This window comes from Pseudomonas sp. FP1154, assembly GCF_030687245.1.
Taxonomy (GTDB): Bacteria; Pseudomonadota; Gammaproteobacteria; order Pseudomonadales; family Pseudomonadaceae; genus Aquipseudomonas; species Aquipseudomonas rhizophila.
The window spans coordinates 286,164-301,452 of the sequence record NZ_CP117465.1; the positions used below are offsets into that span (position 1 = coordinate 286,164).

Consider the following 15,289-nt stretch of genomic DNA (forward strand, 5'->3'; position numbering starts at 1 on the left):
TAAAAATCTTCAGGCCAGGCGCCGCGGCTCGCTCCCACAATTTGAGTTCTGGTGGCCACAAAACAGGCGGTTCAGGGTTGGCTATGCCACCCCGCCAGCAACCCCGGCAGCTCGGTCAGGCTGCGAATCTCCGCATCCGGTACATGCTCGGCATCCCAGGTTTTACCCGCCGGATTGAACCAGATTGCCCGCAAGCCGGCCTGTTGGGCGCCGGCGATGTCGTCACCCGGATGATCGCCAATGTGCACGGCGGTTTGCGCCGTGGCGCCGCCGCGTTGCAAGGCTTCGTGGAACAACCGGGCGTCAGGCTTGGCGATGCCGATGTCCTCGGCGCACAGGGCGAACTTGAAATAATCCGCCAGTCCCAGGCGACGTACATCGGCGTTGCCATTGGTGACCACGCCGAGGGCGAAATGGTTGGCCAGAATTTCCAGGGTAGGCTGCACCTCGGGAAAGATTTGCAGTTGGTGACGGGCGTGCAGGAATGTTTCGAACGCTTCGTCCGCCAGCTCCGAGGCTTGCCACTGGTCATAACCGGCGTCCTGCAAGGCACGGAACAGCACTCGTCGGCGCAGTGCGCTGATGCGGTGCTTCAGGCCGGGCTCCTCGCGCAACACTTGCTCGCGAATGGTAAAAAGATGCTCCACCGGCACGCTGCCCAGGTTCGGGGCGTTGTCGGTCAGCCACTGGCGTAAGATGGCCTCGGCACTGGCGATCACCGGGGCGGTGTCCCATAGGGTGTCGTCGAGGTCGAAAGTGATGAGCTCGATGGTCATGATTCGTCGCCCTTGATTCGTTTGGCCCTTGGGTGGGCACTGTCATAGACCGTTGCCAGGTGCTGGAAGTCCAGGTGGGTATAGATCTGGGTGGTCTTGATGTCGGAGTGGCCGAGCAGTTCCTGGACGGCGCGCAGGTCCTGGGAAGACTCCAGCAGATGGCTGGCGAAGGAATGCCTGAGCATGTGGGGATGCAGGTTCTGTCCCAGTTCGCGTTCACCGGCGGCCTTGACCCGCACCTGGATCGCCCGCGGGCCGAGACGCCGGCCTTGCTGGCTGACAAATACCGCGTCGTCGGCCGGGTTGGTCAGCGCCCGCAACGGCAGCCACAGCTCCAGGGCCTCACGGGCTTTGCGGCCAACGGGCAGCAAACGTGTCTTGCTGCCCTTGCCCAGCACCTGGACCATGCCATCGGCCAGGTCCAGTTGATCCAGGTTAAGCCCCGTCAGTTCGGAAAGCCGCAGGCCGGAGGAGTAGAACAATTCGAGAATCGCCTGGTCCCGTCGCGCCAGGAAGTCATCCTCGACGGCGCCTTCCAGCAATTGCAGGGCCCGATCGGTGTCCAGGGTCTTGGGCAACCGGCGTTCGCCCTTGGGCGGTGCCAGGCCGGTGGCGGGGTCGTGATTGCACAGCCCTTCGCGGTTGAGGTAGTGGTACAGGCCTCGCACTGCTGACAACAGTCGCGCCAGGCTGCGGGAAGATTGCCCTTGTTGATGAAGGCGGGCGACCAGGCTGCGCAGGCGCTGGATGTCCAAGGCTGCCCAACTGCCGATGTTTTGCTTCTGGCACCAGGCCAATACTTTTTCCAGGTCGCGGCGATAGGCCGACAGCGTGTGGGGCGACACCTGGCGCTCACTGCGCAGGTGTTCGCAGTAGGCGTCCAGCTGCCGTTCCATCATCAGCGTACCGAGCGCAGTGAACCAGTCATGCGCGGCAGGACCCGGCCGGTGACTTCGGCGATGTAGCTTAAAAACAACGTGCCCACCGAGCTTTTGTAGTGTTGCGGATCACGGCTGGCAATGGCCAGCACGCCATGTACGCCCTGGTGGGCGATGGCGACGACAGCGGTGGAGCCGATCTGCTTGCGCTGTTCTTCGCCGAAGAGGAAGTCCAGCTCATGTTCGCGCAGGCTGCCGCTGACGCTCTTGTTCTCCGTGAGCAATCCGCCGATGGCTGTCTGGGCGTCGGCGTGGGTTACCCAGCGCCCCACTGGCATGGCGTTATCGCCAAACAGGATCAGGCTGACGAAAGGCACCTGGAAATCCTGGCGCAGACTGTCTTCGACACTCATCACCAGGTCTTCGAGGGTGTTGGCATCCATGAGCGCCAGGATCAAGCGACGGGTCTTGTCGAAGAGCCGATCGTTATCCCGGGCTACGTCCATCAGGTGCGAAAGACGATGGCGCATTTCGATGTTGCGCTCGCGCAGAATCTTCATCTGATGCTCGACCAGCGACACCGTGTCGCCGCGGCGGTGGGGGATGCGCATCGTCGCCAGCAGTTCTTCATGCTCGACGAAGAAGTCCGGGTGAGCATCCAGGTACGCGGCCACGGCTGCGGCGTCCGGATGGCTGGGGGATTCGTCGGGCTGCGGGGCTGGAACCTGTGGCTTGTCGGTCATGGGTTTGACTCACTCAAAGACGAACTTGTCCTTCGTATACGCGTACTGCCGGGCCGGTCATCAGCACCGGTTGGCCGGGGCCTGCCCATTCGATGGACAAGCGTCCACCGGGCAGGTCGATCAGTAAAGGCGAATCCATCCATCCCTGACTGATCGCGGCGACTGCCGCCGCGCAGGCGCCGGTGCCGCACGCCTGGGTTTCCCCGGCACCGCGTTCCCAGACGCGCAATTGCGCACGGTGGCGGTCGATGACCTGCAGGAAACCGACATTCACCCGCGCGGGGAAGCGCGGATGATTTTCGATCTTCGGCCCCAGCTCATGCACTGGCGCGCTGTTGATATCGCTGACTCGCAAGACGGCATGGGGGTTGCCCATGGATACTGCCGCCAGTTCCACCGTGGTGCCGTCGACCTCCAACTGATAGCTCAAGGCCTGGGCCGGCGCTTCGAACGGAATGTCCTTCGGTGCCAGGCGCGGGGCGCCCATGTTGACGCCGATCTGGCCGTCGTTGCGCACATCCAGTTCGATGATGCCGCTTTTAGTCTCGACGCGAATCTGCCGTTTGGCGGTCAGGCGCTTGTCCAGCACGAATCGGGCGAAGCAGCGGGCGCCGTTGCCGCACTGCTCGACTTCCGAACCATCGGCGTTGAAGATCCGGTAACGGAAGTCCACGTCCGGGTTGTTGGGCGCCTCGACGATCAGCAACTGGTCGAAACCGATACCGGTGTGCCGGTCGCCCCATTGTTTGGCATGCTTGGGCAGGATGTGCGCGTGCTGGCTGACCAGGTCGAGGACCATGAAGTCGTTGCCCAGGCCGTGCATCTTGGTAAAACGCAGCAGCATGGTTTTACTCCGGCAGCAGGCTTTCGCCGGCAAACAACTCGGCTACCGTCTCGCGGCGACGCACTTCAAACGCCTGATCACCGTCCACCAGCACTTCGGCGCAGCGGCCGCGAGTGTTGTAGTTGGAACTCATGACAAACCCGTAGGCCCCGGCCGAATGCACGGCCAGCAGATCGCCTTCTTCCAGCGCCAGCTCCCGACCCTTGGCCAGGAAGTCGCCGGTTTCGCAGATAGGGCCGACAATATCGTAGCTGCGGGCGGCGGTAGCGCGAGGGCGCACCGCGTTGACGTCCATCCAGGCCTGGTACAGCGCCGGGCGGATCAGGTCGTTCATCGCCGCATCGACGATGGCGAAATCCTTGTGCTCGGTGTGCTTGAGGTATTCGACCCGGGTCAACAGCACGCCGGCATTGGCAACGATGTAGCGGCCCGGCTCGAACATCAGGGCCAGGTCGCGACCGTCGAGGCGTTCACGCACCGCCTTGACGTAGTCGGCCACCAGTGGCGGCTCTTCGTCGCGGTAGCGCACGCCGACGCCGCCGCCCAGGTCGATGTGACGCAGGTAGATGCCGCAATCGCTGAGGCGGTCAACCAGCGCCAGCAGGCGGTCGAGGGCATCGATAAAAGGTTCGAGGGTGGTCAGTTGCGAACCGATGTGGCAATCCACGCCCAGCACTTCCAGGTTCGGCAGTTGGGCCGCGCGTACGTACACATCCTCGGCGTCGGCAATGGCGATGCCGAACTTGTTTTCCTTGAGACCGGTGGAAATGTACGGGTGCGTGCCAGCATCAACGTCCGGGTTCACGCGCAAAGAGATCGGCGCGCGGACACCCATCTCGGCGGCGACCAGTTGCAGGCGCTCCAGCTCATCGGTCGATTCGACGTTGAAGCAGTGCACCCCCACTTCCAGGGCGCGGCGCATGTCTTCACGGGTCTTGCCTACGCCGGAAAAAACGATCTTGTCGGCGCTGCCGCCAGCGGCCAGCACGCGTTCGAGCTCACCACCGGAAACGATGTCAAAGCCGGCACCCAGGCGTGCCAGGACGTTGAGTACACCGAGGTTGGAGTTGGCCTTTACGGCGAAACATACCAGGTGCGGCATGCCGGCCAGAGCATCGGCGAAGGCCAGATACTGGGCTTCGATGTGTGCACGGGAATAAACGTAGGTTGGCGTGCCGAAACGTTCCGCGAGCGCGGACAAGGCAACCCCTTCCGCGAACAGCTCCCCGCCACGGTAGTTAAAAGCGTCCATGGCGTTCCCTTAATAAGTGGTGTGGGTATCGTGCGCGTGGGACTTGGATTGCGACGACTTGGCCTGTTCTTCAGGGGATTTGCTGTCGTCGGGCAGGTACAGCGGACCTTTTTGACCACAGGCTGTCACAAGGCAAGCAACCGCGACGAGCGCAGCAAGGGAAGAGATCAGGCGCTTCATGGCGAAATCCTTGAAAATGCGTTAATTGCGCCGGAGTATACCGGCCACCCGGCAGCTTGCCTATGCAACGGGGTTCCCGTCCGGCGCCGGGAGGCTTTTCCCAAAGCCGGCTGTCGTCGGTCGGTATATCCTTTGCAATCGCCGGGAAGCGTCCGTATCTTGCGGCGCTTGAGCATGAGCAGACATTTTCGAGGTTGCCGCAATGAGTTTGACTGAAGCCCGTTTCCACGATCTGGTCGATGCGACCCAGCAAACGCTGGAGGATGTATTCGACGAAAGCGAGCTGGACATCGACCTGGAAAGCTCCGCCGGGGTGCTGACCGTCAAGTTCGAAAATGGCAGCCAGTTGATTTTCAGCCGCCAGGAGCCGTTGCGGCAACTGTGGTTGGCGGCGGTGTCCGGCGGTTTCCACTTCGACTACGACGAGGAAAGCGAGCGCTGGATGTGCGACAAGAGCGAAGAGCAATTGGGCGAGATGCTCGAGCGCATCGTCAAGCAGCAGGCCGGGGTGGAACTGGATTTCGAAGGCCTTTGACAGCGTGAGCCAGAACACTCCGGCGCGCCCGCCCAAACCGCTCTACAGCAACGTCAGCCCCGCAGTGCCCTCTCCGTGCACCAGCGTGTGCAAGTTGGATGAGCAGAAGGTCTGCCTCGGTTGTTTCCGTCATGTGGAGGATATCCGCGAATGGCGCTCGGCCGATGATGAGCGCCGGCGGGTGATCTGTGCCGAGGCGGCTAAACGCAAATCTCTGGTGTAATCGCCCACTGTGTGGGAGCAAGGCTTGCCCGCGATGAAGACGACGCGTTCTTCCTGAAATCGAGGCGCCTGTTTCGCGAGCAAGCTTTGCTCCCACAATCCCCGCGCCACAGTAATTCTGCTCCCCATGACAATGGGTAGATTTGGCCCGGGTTGTTTATTTATTGAGCTGTGATAGTGTCCAGCTACGCCTCAATTCATCGAGGCCCGTGAAAACCCCGTCTTTTTGTGGCGGGGTTTTGCTTTTTTCGTGCAGAACAAAGGAGTCTGCCTGAATCATGACCGTACCTTCCATCACCCTTACACGTCTGGACGTACAGCGTCTGGAGCGCCTGATCGATAGCCTTGATGAAACGCTGCCGGGCGTGATTGCGTTGCAAACCGAACTGGATCGTGCCGACACCGTGGTAGGCCACGATGAAGTGCCCGCCGATGTCGTGACCATGAATTCGCGTGTGCACTGCCGCGAAGAAAGCAGCGGCAAGGACTATCACCTGACCCTGGTTTATCCACAGGACGCCAATGCCGACGAAGGCAAGATATCAATCCTTGCCCCGGTAGGCAGCGCACTGTTGGGCCTGAAGGTTGGCCAGCACATCGACTGGCCGGCGCCGGGCGGCAAGACGCTGAAACTGACATTGCTTGCCGTGGAATACCAGCCGGAAGCGGGCGGCGATTTCCACCTCTAGGCGCTTCAGACCAAGGCCAGCGCCTCGTTCAGGGCGCGTTCCAGGTCAGCCTTGTAGCGCAGGTACAAATTACTTGAGCAGGCCCCATCACCCACAAGACCCGAGAGGTCCAGGTCGGTGATGTAGCAGCGATAGCGTTCGGCCTCACGGCGCTGTTCGACGATCTCCCTGGCGACCACGCGGAACAACTGGTCGCCATGTTCCAGCTCCGAAAACTCCCGCTGATCGCAATACAGGGTGACGTGCACCTGCCCATGAGTGGCTTTGCCGATGATTGCCTGCACGTCATAGAACGGCTTGTTCACTGGCGTTTGCGGCGCCTGCCGCGCCTCGATCCGCCGTGCCCGCCCGCTGCCCGAGGGCAGGAGCTGGTAGTACAGGGTTTCCAGGGGCAATGGCTGGGTGGCATCCATCGGCAGTAACGCGTCGCGGCGGTACAGCACCGATTGCAGGAAGCGCTGCAGCGGCAGCAGCAGGCTGTGGTCGTCGTGATAAGGCAAGCGCTGTTGCCACAGGGCATTGAGCTCATCGAGCACGTACAGCTCAGCGTCGTCCTCGTTGACCCGGTAGAACACCTGAATGCACTCGGGCTGCCCCATGGGCAGGATCAGCGCCAGGTCATGGTCCTCCAGAGCCATCGGATCCAGATGCAGAGGGCTGTAGGCCGTCAGCTCCTCGCCCAGGTAATCCATCAGCGCCGACAGGCTGCCCAGGGCCACGTGATTGACCTGGCCCGGCACCAGCTCCAATACGTGGTAGTGCTGCTGGACCTGGAGCAGATAGCGGTGGTTGAGCCTACTCAGCAGCAGGGGTCTGCGCCGTTTCGACTTCCTCGACCCGGCGGGCAATGAACTGCGCGCGGTTGTGGCAGAAACAGCGTACCTGCAAACGCGGCTGGCGCTGAGTGACGGGCAGGTCATTGAGGTAATCGCGCAGGCAGTCGAGCAGGGCGTGCTCGCCGTCGAAGCGGTTGACCAGCACCTCGTTCCAACTGTTGAGCGTGACCTGATCCAGGGTCAGCACCAGGTTCTCCCGAACCCCGGCGTAGCTCAGGGAGTCCGTGCGCTCGGTGGTCATCAGGATATTGAGGTCGCGATGATGCTTGAGCGGATCGACGCCGACGTTAACCAGTATCAGCACTTCGCTGGGCACGCTGGCGCGCAACAGCTGTTCTTCATCTACCGTGCTCAGCGGCAGGGCGATGGACTGTTGCAGGCTGCCCAGCAGGTTGAACAGCTCAAACTCACTCAGGTCGCTGCTACCTGGGTGCAGCGCAAGGCGCGTACTGCTGTCGATCACACCGTTGCGATGGCACCAGGTCAGCAACTCCAGCAACTCGCGGCAGCGTTTGATCGGTGCGAAGTTTTCCCACTCCAGGGCGTTGAGGCTGCCGTTGTACAGGCCCCACTGGTTCTGCCCGGGTTCTTTCTTGTTCGGTGACTGCACCAGCGTCAGGGTGTCTTCGGCCAGGTCCGGGGCGATGCCGGGGTTGATGAACTCGACTTTGTCGGCCTTGCGTTCGAATGCGGCATACAACCGCCGGCCCAGGACGTTGAGGTCGCGCTTGTTGATCAGGCTGACGGTTTTTTCGGTGCGGGCGAACTGGGTCAGGAAGCGGTAGCTGTAGGTCAGTTCGTTGACCAGCGCCCGCCGTTCGTTGCTGACCTGACGCACTTTCCACTGGCTGCGGCTGTCCAGCAGCGCCAGTTGCCGTGGGTCCCAGCCCCATTCCCGGGCCAGACGCTCAAGCAGAACCCGTTGCCAGCCAGTGCTGCGCCCCTGGCCGGTCAGCTTGCGATTGACCTTCAAGTAAAGCGCCCTGCGCACCAGCTCCAGGCGTTCGGATTCACCTCGGGCGTTGAGGTACTCCTCGATACGACGGTAAACCACCATGTAGGGATCCAGCTCTTCCAGGTCCAGGCGGTTGGCGAACACCGCCTGTTTGAAGCGCAGGCTCAGGCAGCGAACGTCCGGGTGTTCGCTGGCGTAGACTTCGATCAGCAGCAGCTTGAGCACTGATTTGTAGGGCGACTCGATGCCCTTGAACAATTGCCAGAGGCCGGCGCCGATGAATTCTCCCGGCGGGATATAGGCCAGGTGCCCCAGGTTGAGCGTTTCATCGGCGCGGATGAAGCGTTTGGAAATCAGCGTGTGGGTGTACTGCTCATAGTTTTCTTCTTCATACACCGGCACCAGCCACCAGATCGGCGTGCGTCCGGCCAGCCAGATCGCCGTGCGGTAGAACTCGTCCAGCAGCAGGTAATGCTGGGTTGTACCGCAATCGTCGGAACTGAGCTGAGTGTCCCGGTCGCCGCGGACAAAGCGCGCCGGGTCGATCAGGAAAAAATGCGCTTCAGCGCCCTGGGTCGCCGCCCAGGTTTCCAGCAGTAGACATTTTTTGCGCAGTTCGGCCAGTTCGTCCTCGCTCAGGTCCGGACCATGGCAGACCCACACATCCATGTCGCTTTGATCCGCTTGGGCGAGGGTGCCGAGGCTGCCCATCAGAAACAGACCCAGAATCGGTCGCGGCGGATTGCTGCCGTGGCGCGGCTTGTAGGAGAACGAGCGGGTCAGCCGCTGGGCTTCGGCGAGGACGCTGGCGTCGGGCTCATAGTTGGACAGCCCGGCAGGTGTGCTGCCTGAGACATAGCCGGGCAGGAGCGGGTGATTGACGTGGAAAAACAACGGCAACAGCGTCAGCACGCTTTGCTGGCGGGTCGACAGACCTTCCAGGGCGCGATCCATCCGTACGCTGTTGAGCTTGAGAAAACGTGCGCGCAACTGGCTCAGGACCTTGCGGTCGATTCCCTCGTCCAGATCGGGGCGTATTTCGTGATTGCGGGTCATGTCAGCTCAAACCGGCTCGCGGCGTCGAACGTGGGAGATCACAGGTGGTGGCAGTTTAGCGCCTGAACCCGGGATTTCTTAAGCTGAATGTATGTTTTTGACGTCAGAATTTTTACACAGTGCGCCAGGGCGCCTGCGGAAACCTCGATGAAGGAGATTTCCGTGGGCGACAGGAGGAATCAGGCGGCTTCTTTTACGACGTTGAGAATGGTCAGCAGGCTTTGCACATGCTCGGCGGCATCCCGGCCCAGGCTGGTCAGGTAACCACCGTCGGACTGGGTTATCAGGTCTTTTTCGAACAGGCGTTTAGCGGCAGCGATGGCAGAGGGGGCAGCGGTCTGATGGATTTTCAGGCCTTCCTGGGAACTGTCCAGGTTGAAGAGTGCAAGGATTTCCAGTTCGGCAACCAGCTCAGGGGTAAGCGACATAAGGACTCCAGACTTTCTAGGAATTTGGTCGACAGCGTCACTAAAGTGAGCGCACTCGGCCGAGCTGTCCAGTGTCAGCGTCATGCTTTTTTTGTTTTGGGTGACCGCAGGCGTAATTCGTTGTGGCGAGGGAGCTTGCTCCCGCTGGAGCGCGAAGCGGTCCCAATAGCTTGATGGCTGCTGCGCAGCCGAGCGGGAGCAAGCTCCCTCGCCACAGTCGGTGAGACCTTATTTCTTTTCTGGCGGCAACTCGGGAAGAGCGCGCAACGCCGTTTCGTACCACTGGGTATCGAACGCACGGTCTTCTTCGAGGATCGCGTCAATTTCCACTGCCAGCACATGGGCCATCAGGTTGAGAATTTCTTCGCGCTCGTAACCCACCAGGGTCAATTTATTGAAAACGGCCTTGGCCGCTGGCGGGTTGTCATTTTCGATCTGGTTTTCGATGGCCTGGATCAGCGTGTTTTCGACGAACTCTTCTTCGTCGGTGTCGATATCGGTTGGCTCGCTCACGGCAGGCTCCTTGGAGAAAGGTCGCCAGTTTACCTGCATTCAGCGCGGTGATGCGTCTGGCAAGAGATGGTTCGACGGTCTATAACGCAAGGCTGCCAACCCCGCACGGCCTGGAGGCCTTGTCATGCTCAAGCTTTATGGTTTTTCCGTCAGCAATTATTACAACATGGTCAAGCTGGCGTTGCTGGAAAAGGGCCTGCCCTTCGAAGAGGTGCCGTTCTACGGCGCTCAGACCCCCGATGTGCTGGCCATCAGTCCACGGGGCAAGGTGCCGGTGCTCAAGACCGAGCAAGGGTTTATCAACGAAACCAGCGTGATCCTCGAATACATCGAACAAACCCAGCCGGGCAAAGCCCTGTTGCCCAGCGACCCGTTCGAGCGTGCCCAGGTGCTGGCTTTGTGCAGGGAAATCGAGTTGTACATCGAGCTGCCGGGACGGGCTTGCTACGCCGAGGCGTTTTTCGGCATATCGGTACCCGACGCCATCAAGGAAAAGACCAAGACCGAATTGCTGCTGGGGTTCGCCTCGCTCGGCCGTCACGGCAAATTCTCGCCCTACGTGGCGGGTGACAGTCTGAGCCTGGCCGATCTGTATTTCCTCTACAGCGTATCGCTGGCGTGCCAGGTGGGCCGGAAAGTGTTCGATATCGACTTGCTGGCGGATATGCCGGCGGCCAAGGGGCTGATGGAGCGGCTGGAGCAGAACCCGAATGTGCAGCGGATTGCGGCCGACAGGGAGGCAGAGATGCCAGCGTTTTTGGCGATGATTGCTGCCAAGAAGTGAGTTTTGTGGTGTTTTGAAGTGAGTCATCGCGAGCAGGCTCGCTCCCACATTTGATCTCCATGTGTTCACAAATGTGCGTTCACTGAAGATCCACTGTGGGAGCGAGCCTGCTCGCGATGCTTTCGGCTTTTAACGGCTGGCGAGCATCGCCTGGCCGCGCACCACGGCAGCCTTCACCTGGGCAGGCGCTGTGCCGCCGATGTGGTCGCGGGCATTGACCGAACCTTCCAGAGTCAGCACGGCAAACACGTCCTGCTCGATCTGGTCACTGAACTTGCGCAACTCGTCCAGGCTCATCTCCGCCAGGTCCTTGCCGTTGTCCACGCCGTACTTCACGGCATGGCCGACGATTTCGTGGCAATCACGAAACGGCAGGCCACGGCGTACGAGGTAATCAGCGAGGTCGGTGGCGGTGGAGAAGCCGCGCAAGGCCGCTTCGCGCATCACTGCATGCTTGGGCTTGATCGCCGGGATCATGTCGGCAAAGGCCCGCAGCGAATCACGCAGCGTATCGGCGGCATCGAACAGCGGTTCCTTGTCTTCCTGGTTGTCCTTGTTGTAGGCCAGCGGCTGGCCCTTCATCAGGGTCAGCAGGCCCATCAGCGCACCGAACACCCGACCACTCTTGCCGCGTACCAGCTCCGGCACGTCGGGGTTTTTCTTTTGCGGCATGATCGAACTGCCGGTGCAGAAGCGATCCGGCAGGTCAATGAACTGGAATTGCGCGCTGGTCCACAGCACCAGTTCTTCGGAGAAGCGCGACAGATGCATCATCGCAATGCTCGCGGCGGCGCAGAATTCGATGGCGAAATCGCGGTCCGAAACGTTATCCAGCGAGTTGCCGCCCACGGCGTCGAAACCCAGCAACTGTGCGGTGTATTCACGATCGATCGGGTACGTGGTGCCGGCCAGCGCGGCGCTGCCCAGGGGCATGCGGTTAGTGCGCTTGCGGCAGTCCACCAGGCGCTCGTAGTCGCGGCTGAGCATTTCGAACCAGGCCAGCATGTGATGCCCAAACGTTACAGGTTGAGCGGTTTGCAGGTGCGTGAAGCCCGGCATGATGCTCTCGGCCTCGCGCTCGGCCTGCTCCAGCAAGCCTTTTTGCAGACGGGTGATCTCGCCCAGGATCAGGTCAATCTCATCGCGCAGCCACAGGCGAATGTCGGTGGCCACCTGGTCGTTTCGGCTGCGGCCGGTGTGCAGCTTCTTGCCGGTCACGCCGATGCGATCGGTCAGGCGCGCTTCGATGTTCATGTGCACGTCTTCGAGATCGACGCGCCAGTCGAACTGGCCGGCCTCGATTTCAGCCTGGATGGTTTTCAGGCCATCGATGATGCTGTCGCGCTCGGCATCGGTCAGTACGCCGACCTTGGCCAGCATGGTGGCGTGGGCGATCGAGCCCATGATGTCGTGGCGATACAGGCGCTGGTCGAAGTTGACGGAGGCGGTGAAGCGGGCGACGAAGGCGTCGACGGGTTCACTGAAGCGGCCGCCCCAGGACTGATTGGTCTTGTCAGTGCTCATGAATTCGCTCGTGATCGGCTGTGGAAAAAGTAGCGGTTAAAGGCTGCGGCGGATGATAGCAGGGTTGCCGGGACTGGCGCTGGCACTGGTCGGCAGGTTTTTTGCGCACAAGCCGAGCATTTAATGGGTTTTTTGCACAACGATATTTTTCGATTGAGCAATATCGGCGCGGCAACCGTCTACAGTGGACTGTAGGACTTTTACTTTTTCATCCACGGAGCATTGGACGAATAGAAGAGGGGGGCTCGTATTGGTCAGATGGAGTGTTAACAATTCCTACGACGGCGCCGTGCGACAACAGGCCTCAAGCATCGATTGGCAGGCGCGGGTAAAGATAGGTAACCGCCTCGCGGCACTTTTTGGCCCTCGAACGAGTCTTAGCGTGGATCGCGGTGACGGATGTCACTTCCCCTGTCTACGCTATCCTTGTGCGAGACTCACGCAGGAATCCAGCGCAATATGAATGTCCTGATCGTTGATGACGAACCACTGGCCCGTGAGCGCCTGAGCCGAATGGTTGGCGAACTCGAGGGTTACAGTGTCCTGGAGCCGAGCGCCACCAATGGCGAAGAGGCGTTGGCCCTTATTGACAGCCACAAGCCGGATATCGTGCTGCTCGACATTCGCATGCCTGGCCTGGACGGTTTGCAGGTCGCGGCGAAGTTGTGCGAGCGTGAGTCACCGCCCGCGGTGGTGTTCTGCACCACTCGGGACGACTTCCCGCCGGAGGTGCTGCAGGCCGGCGCCGTGGGCTATCTGGTCAAGCCGGTCACTGCCGAGGCGCTGGTCGAGGCCTTGCGCAAGGCCGAGCGGCCCAACCGCGTGCAACTGGCGGCGTTGACCCGTCCGGCCGCCGAAAGCGGCAGCGGCCCGCGCAGCCACATCAGTGCGCGCACTCGCAAAGGCATTGAACTGATCCCATTGAATCAGGTGGTCTACTTTATCGCCGACCATAAATACGTGACCTTGCGTCACGAGAGCGGCGAGGTGTTGCTGGACGAACCACTCAAGGCTCTTGAAGACGAGTTCGGTGAACGCTTCGTGCGCATCCACCGCAACGCCTTGGTGGCTCGCGAGCGTATCGAGCGTTTGCAGCGCACACCCCTTGGGCATTTCCAGTTGTTTCTCAAAGGCCTCAATGGCGACGCGCTGATTGTCAGCCGGCGGCACGTGGCCGGCGTGCGGAAGATGATGCAACAGCTTTAGCTTGAGGTTCCAAGGCGTCCAAGCCGTTTAGCGCGTTCCATTTCCAGGACATTGACGGCCAGGGAGGCCTTGGGGTCGTGATTCAAGTCAAAGCGAATTTGACTGAGCTGTTATTATCCGCCGTATCTTTTAAGTACGGATTGATCCATGTCCCCTCGCGAGATCCGCATCGCCACCCGTAAAAGCGCCTTGGCCCTCTGGCAGGCCGAATACGTCAAAGCCCGTTTGGAAGAGGCCCATCCCGGCCTGATCGTGACGCTGGTGCCCATGGTCAGTCGCGGCGACAAGCTGCTGGACTCGCCGCTGTCGAAAATCGGCGGCAAGGGCCTGTTCGTCAAGGAGCTGGAAACCGCGCTGCTGGACAACGAAGCCGATATCGCCGTGCACTCGATGAAAGATGTGCCCATGGACTTTCCGGAAGGCCTGGGCCTGTTTTGCATCTGCGAGCGAGAAGATCCACGCGATGCGTTCGTTTCCAACACGTTTGCAAGCCTCGACGCCCTGCCCGCCGGGAGTGTGGTCGGCACCTCCAGCCTGCGTCGCCAGGCGCAGTTGCTGACCCGCCGCCCAGATCTGCAAATCCGCTTTCTGCGGGGCAACGTCAATACCCGCCTGGCCAAACTCGATGCCGGTGAGTACGACGCAATTATCCTTGCCGCCGCCGGCCTGATCCGCCTCGGTTTTGAAGATCGCATCACGTCGGCCATCAGCGTCGATGACAGCCTGCCGGCCGGTGGGCAGGGGGCGGTGGGTATCGAATGTCGCAGCGCCGACAGCGAGATCCATGCCCTGTTGGCACCGCTGCATCACGACGACACCGCCACCCGGGTCTTCGCCGAGCGCGCCCTCAACAAACACCTCAATGGCGGTTGCCAGGTGCCGATCGCCTGTTACGCCGTACTCGAAGGCGAGCAGGTCTGGTTGCGCGGTCTGGTGGGTGATCCGAACGGTGGCCGACTGCTCAGTGCCGAGGCCCGTGCGCCGCGCCGCGATGCCGAAGCGCTGGGTGTCCGGGTAGCCGAAGACCTGCTCGGCCAGGGTGCCGACGACATTCTCAAGAAGGTCTACGGCGAGGCGGGCCACGCGTGACGGGCTGGCGGCTGCTGCTGACCCGGCCGGTCGACGAGTCGTCGGCCCTGGCGGCTGTCCTGGCCGAGGCCGGGATCTACAGCAGCAGCCTGCCGTTGCTGGATATCGAGCCGGTCCCCATGTCCGACGCCATGGGGGAGACTTTTCAACGGCTGGACCAGTACTGTGCCGTGATTGTGGTGAGCAAGCCCGCCGCACGTTTGTGTGTGGAGCTGCTGCGCCAATATTGGCCCCAGCCGCCAGACCAGCCATGGTTCAGCGTGGGGGCGGCGACCGGGCAGATCCTTATCGATGCCGGCCTCACTGTGTTTTATCCCGACCACGGCGATGACAGCGAAGCCTTGCTGGAGCATCTGGTGTTACGCCAGGCTATCACCCGACCCAATCCCAAGGTTTTGATTGTGCGTGGCGAGGGCGGGCGCGGCTTGCTGGCGGAGCGCTTGCGCGAGCAAGGTGCTAGTGTCGATTATCTGGAACTGTACCGGCGCAGCCTGCCGCATTACCGAGAAGGTGAGTTGGCGGCAAGGGTCAAAGCGGAACGCTTGAACGCGCTGGTGGTCAGCAGTGGGCAGAGCTTCGAGCATCTGCAGCGGTTGGCTGGCGATGAGTGGCCCGCGCTGGCGCGGTTACCGTTGTTCGTTCCAAGCCCAAGGGTTGCCGAGATGGCCCGTGCCGCCGGGGCCCTGACAGTTGTGGATTGCCGTGGCGCCAGTGCTGCGGCTTTGCTGGCGGCGTTACGGGATCAGTCCGTGCCGTTTTCTAATGCAAAGGATGGATAC

15 protein-coding genes and 2 pseudogenes are annotated in these 15,289 nt (G+C 61.3%); 7 read left to right on the plus strand and 10 right to left on the minus strand.

The window, feature by feature from the left end; genetic code table 11:
* Positions 1-71 precede the first annotated feature (71 nt).
* The 6 genes from PSH91_RS01235 to PSH91_RS01260 are packed head-to-tail and all read right to left on the minus strand — an operon-like array spanning position 72 to position 4,673.
* A complete protein-coding gene (locus PSH91_RS01235) occupies positions 72-776 on the minus strand; it encodes an HAD family hydrolase (protein ID WP_047226137.1) in 705 nt (234 codons plus the stop codon).
* Entirely contained in the window at positions 773-1,672 is a 900-nt protein-coding gene (gene xerC, locus PSH91_RS01240; protein ID WP_047226136.1) for a tyrosine recombinase XerC, read from the minus strand. The genes PSH91_RS01235 and xerC overlap by 4 nt, the downstream gene beginning before the upstream one ends.
* A 2-nt stretch (positions 1,673-1,674) precedes the next feature.
* Positions 1,675-2,397, minus strand: a complete 723-nt coding sequence (locus PSH91_RS01245; RefSeq protein WP_305467072.1) for a DUF484 family protein — start codon at positions 2,395-2,397, stop codon at positions 1,675-1,677.
* A gap of 13 nt (positions 2,398-2,410) precedes the next feature.
* The gene (gene dapF / locus PSH91_RS01250; protein ID WP_047226134.1) at positions 2,411-3,241 is read right to left on the minus strand and encodes a diaminopimelate epimerase; all 831 of its coding nucleotides are present in this window, start codon (positions 3,239-3,241) and stop codon (positions 2,411-2,413) included.
* A 4-nt stretch (positions 3,242-3,245) separates the two neighbouring features.
* Positions 3,246-4,493, minus strand: coding sequence for a diaminopimelate decarboxylase (gene lysA / locus PSH91_RS01255; protein ID WP_305467074.1), 1,248 nt, complete (start codon positions 4,491-4,493; stop codon positions 3,246-3,248).
* 9 nt (positions 4,494-4,502) lie between these two features.
* Entirely contained in the window at positions 4,503-4,673 is a 171-nt protein-coding gene (locus tag PSH91_RS01260; protein ID WP_047226132.1) for a lipoprotein, read from the minus strand.
* A 202-nt stretch (positions 4,674-4,875) separates the two neighbouring features.
* On the opposite strand from PSH91_RS01260, the gene cyaY reads away from it, so the two are divergent.
* The 3 genes from cyaY to rnk all read left to right on the plus strand — a co-directional run bounded on the left by cyaY (position 4,876) and on the right by rnk (position 6,119).
* Positions 4,876-5,208, plus strand: coding sequence for an iron donor protein CyaY (gene cyaY / locus PSH91_RS01265; protein WP_047226131.1), 333 nt, complete (start codon positions 4,876-4,878; stop codon positions 5,206-5,208).
* 4 nt (positions 5,209-5,212) lie between these two features.
* Positions 5,213-5,431, plus strand: coding sequence for a DUF1289 domain-containing protein (locus PSH91_RS01270; protein WP_047226130.1), 219 nt, complete (start codon positions 5,213-5,215; stop codon positions 5,429-5,431).
* A 277-nt stretch (positions 5,432-5,708) separates the two neighbouring features.
* Entirely contained in the window at positions 5,709-6,119 is a 411-nt protein-coding gene (gene rnk, locus PSH91_RS01275) for a nucleoside diphosphate kinase regulator (RefSeq protein ID WP_047226129.1), read from the plus strand.
* 5 nt (positions 6,120-6,124) lie between these two features.
* Here rnk and PSH91_RS01280 read toward each other — a convergent pair.
* The 3 genes and pseudogenes from PSH91_RS01280 to PSH91_RS01290 form a co-directional block, all read right to left on the minus strand.
* A pseudogene (locus PSH91_RS01280) lies at positions 6,125-8,966 on the minus strand (class I adenylate cyclase).
* Between the two features lie 179 nt (positions 8,967-9,145).
* Entirely contained in the window at positions 9,146-9,394 is a 249-nt protein-coding gene (locus PSH91_RS01285; RefSeq protein WP_047226127.1) for a TIGR02647 family protein, read from the minus strand.
* A 228-nt stretch (positions 9,395-9,622) separates the two neighbouring features.
* Complete coding sequence (locus PSH91_RS01290; protein ID WP_047226126.1) at positions 9,623-9,907, minus strand: hypothetical protein; 285 nt, start codon at positions 9,905-9,907, stop codon at positions 9,623-9,625.
* A 124-nt stretch (positions 9,908-10,031) separates the two neighbouring features.
* Here PSH91_RS01290 and PSH91_RS01295 point away from each other — a divergent pair, with 124 nt between their 5' ends.
* On the plus strand, positions 10,032-10,691 hold the full coding sequence (locus PSH91_RS01295; protein ID WP_160893871.1) for a glutathione S-transferase family protein: 660 nt from the start codon (positions 10,032-10,034) through the stop codon (positions 10,689-10,691).
* A 129-nt stretch (positions 10,692-10,820) separates the two neighbouring features.
* Here PSH91_RS01295 and argH read toward each other — a convergent pair whose 3' ends face one another.
* Positions 10,821-12,215 (minus strand): argininosuccinate lyase, encoded by a 1,395-nt coding sequence (gene argH, locus PSH91_RS01300; protein ID WP_047226124.1) that lies wholly within the window; start codon positions 12,213-12,215, stop codon positions 10,821-10,823.
* 459 nt (positions 12,216-12,674) lie between these two features.
* Between argH and PSH91_RS01305 the strand changes: the two genes are divergently transcribed.
* The 3 genes and pseudogenes from PSH91_RS01305 to PSH91_RS01315 form a co-directional block, all read left to right on the plus strand.
* A complete protein-coding gene (locus PSH91_RS01305; protein WP_160893869.1) occupies positions 12,675-13,421 on the plus strand; it encodes a LytTR family DNA-binding domain-containing protein in 747 nt (248 codons plus the stop codon).
* A 147-nt stretch (positions 13,422-13,568) separates the two neighbouring features.
* Positions 13,569-14,510 carry a hydroxymethylbilane synthase gene (gene hemC / locus PSH91_RS01310; protein WP_076383076.1) on the plus strand — a complete coding sequence of 314 codons (942 nt, stop codon included), beginning with the start codon at positions 13,569-13,571 and terminating at the stop codon, positions 14,508-14,510.
* Positions 14,507-15,205 (plus strand): annotated as a pseudogene (locus PSH91_RS01315) (uroporphyrinogen-III synthase); the annotation flags it as partial. The gene hemC and the pseudogene PSH91_RS01315, both read left to right, overlap by 4 nt.
* Positions 15,206-15,289: the final 84 nt, after the last annotated feature.

Excerpts from the sequence above, each read along its gene's own strand:
- hemC (WP_076383076.1), top strand. The coding sequence starts at position 13,569 with ATGTCCCCTCGCGAGATCCGCATCGCCACCCGTAAAAGCGCCTTGGCC.
- PSH91_RS01285 (WP_047226127.1), bottom strand. The coding sequence starts at position 9,394 with ATGTCGCTTACCCCTGAGCTGGTTGCCGAACTGGAAATCCTTGCACTC.
- dapF (WP_047226134.1), bottom strand. The coding sequence starts at position 3,241 with ATGCTGCTGCGTTTTACCAAGATGCACGGCCTGGGCAACGACTTCATG.
- cyaY (WP_047226131.1), top strand. The coding sequence starts at position 4,876 with ATGAGTTTGACTGAAGCCCGTTTCCACGATCTGGTCGATGCGACCCAG.
- PSH91_RS01235 (WP_047226137.1), bottom strand. The coding sequence starts at position 776 with ATGACCATCGAGCTCATCACTTTCGACCTCGACGACACCCTATGGGAC.
- argH (WP_047226124.1), bottom strand. The coding sequence starts at position 12,215 with ATGAGCACTGACAAGACCAATCAGTCCTGGGGCGGCCGCTTCAGTGAA.
- rnk (WP_047226129.1), top strand. The coding sequence starts at position 5,709 with ATGACCGTACCTTCCATCACCCTTACACGTCTGGACGTACAGCGTCTG.
- PSH91_RS01305 (WP_160893869.1), top strand. The coding sequence starts at position 12,675 with ATGAATGTCCTGATCGTTGATGACGAACCACTGGCCCGTGAGCGCCTG.
- PSH91_RS01260 (WP_047226132.1), bottom strand. The coding sequence starts at position 4,673 with ATGAAGCGCCTGATCTCTTCCCTTGCTGCGCTCGTCGCGGTTGCTTGC.
- PSH91_RS01245 (WP_305467072.1), bottom strand. The coding sequence starts at position 2,397 with ATGACCGACAAGCCACAGGTTCCAGCCCCGCAGCCCGACGAATCCCCC.
- PSH91_RS01295 (WP_160893871.1), top strand. The coding sequence starts at position 10,032 with ATGCTCAAGCTTTATGGTTTTTCCGTCAGCAATTATTACAACATGGTC.
- lysA (WP_305467074.1), bottom strand. The coding sequence starts at position 4,493 with ATGGACGCTTTTAACTACCGTGGCGGGGAGCTGTTCGCGGAAGGGGTT.
- xerC (WP_047226136.1), bottom strand. The coding sequence starts at position 1,672 with ATGGAACGGCAGCTGGACGCCTACTGCGAACACCTGCGCAGTGAGCGC.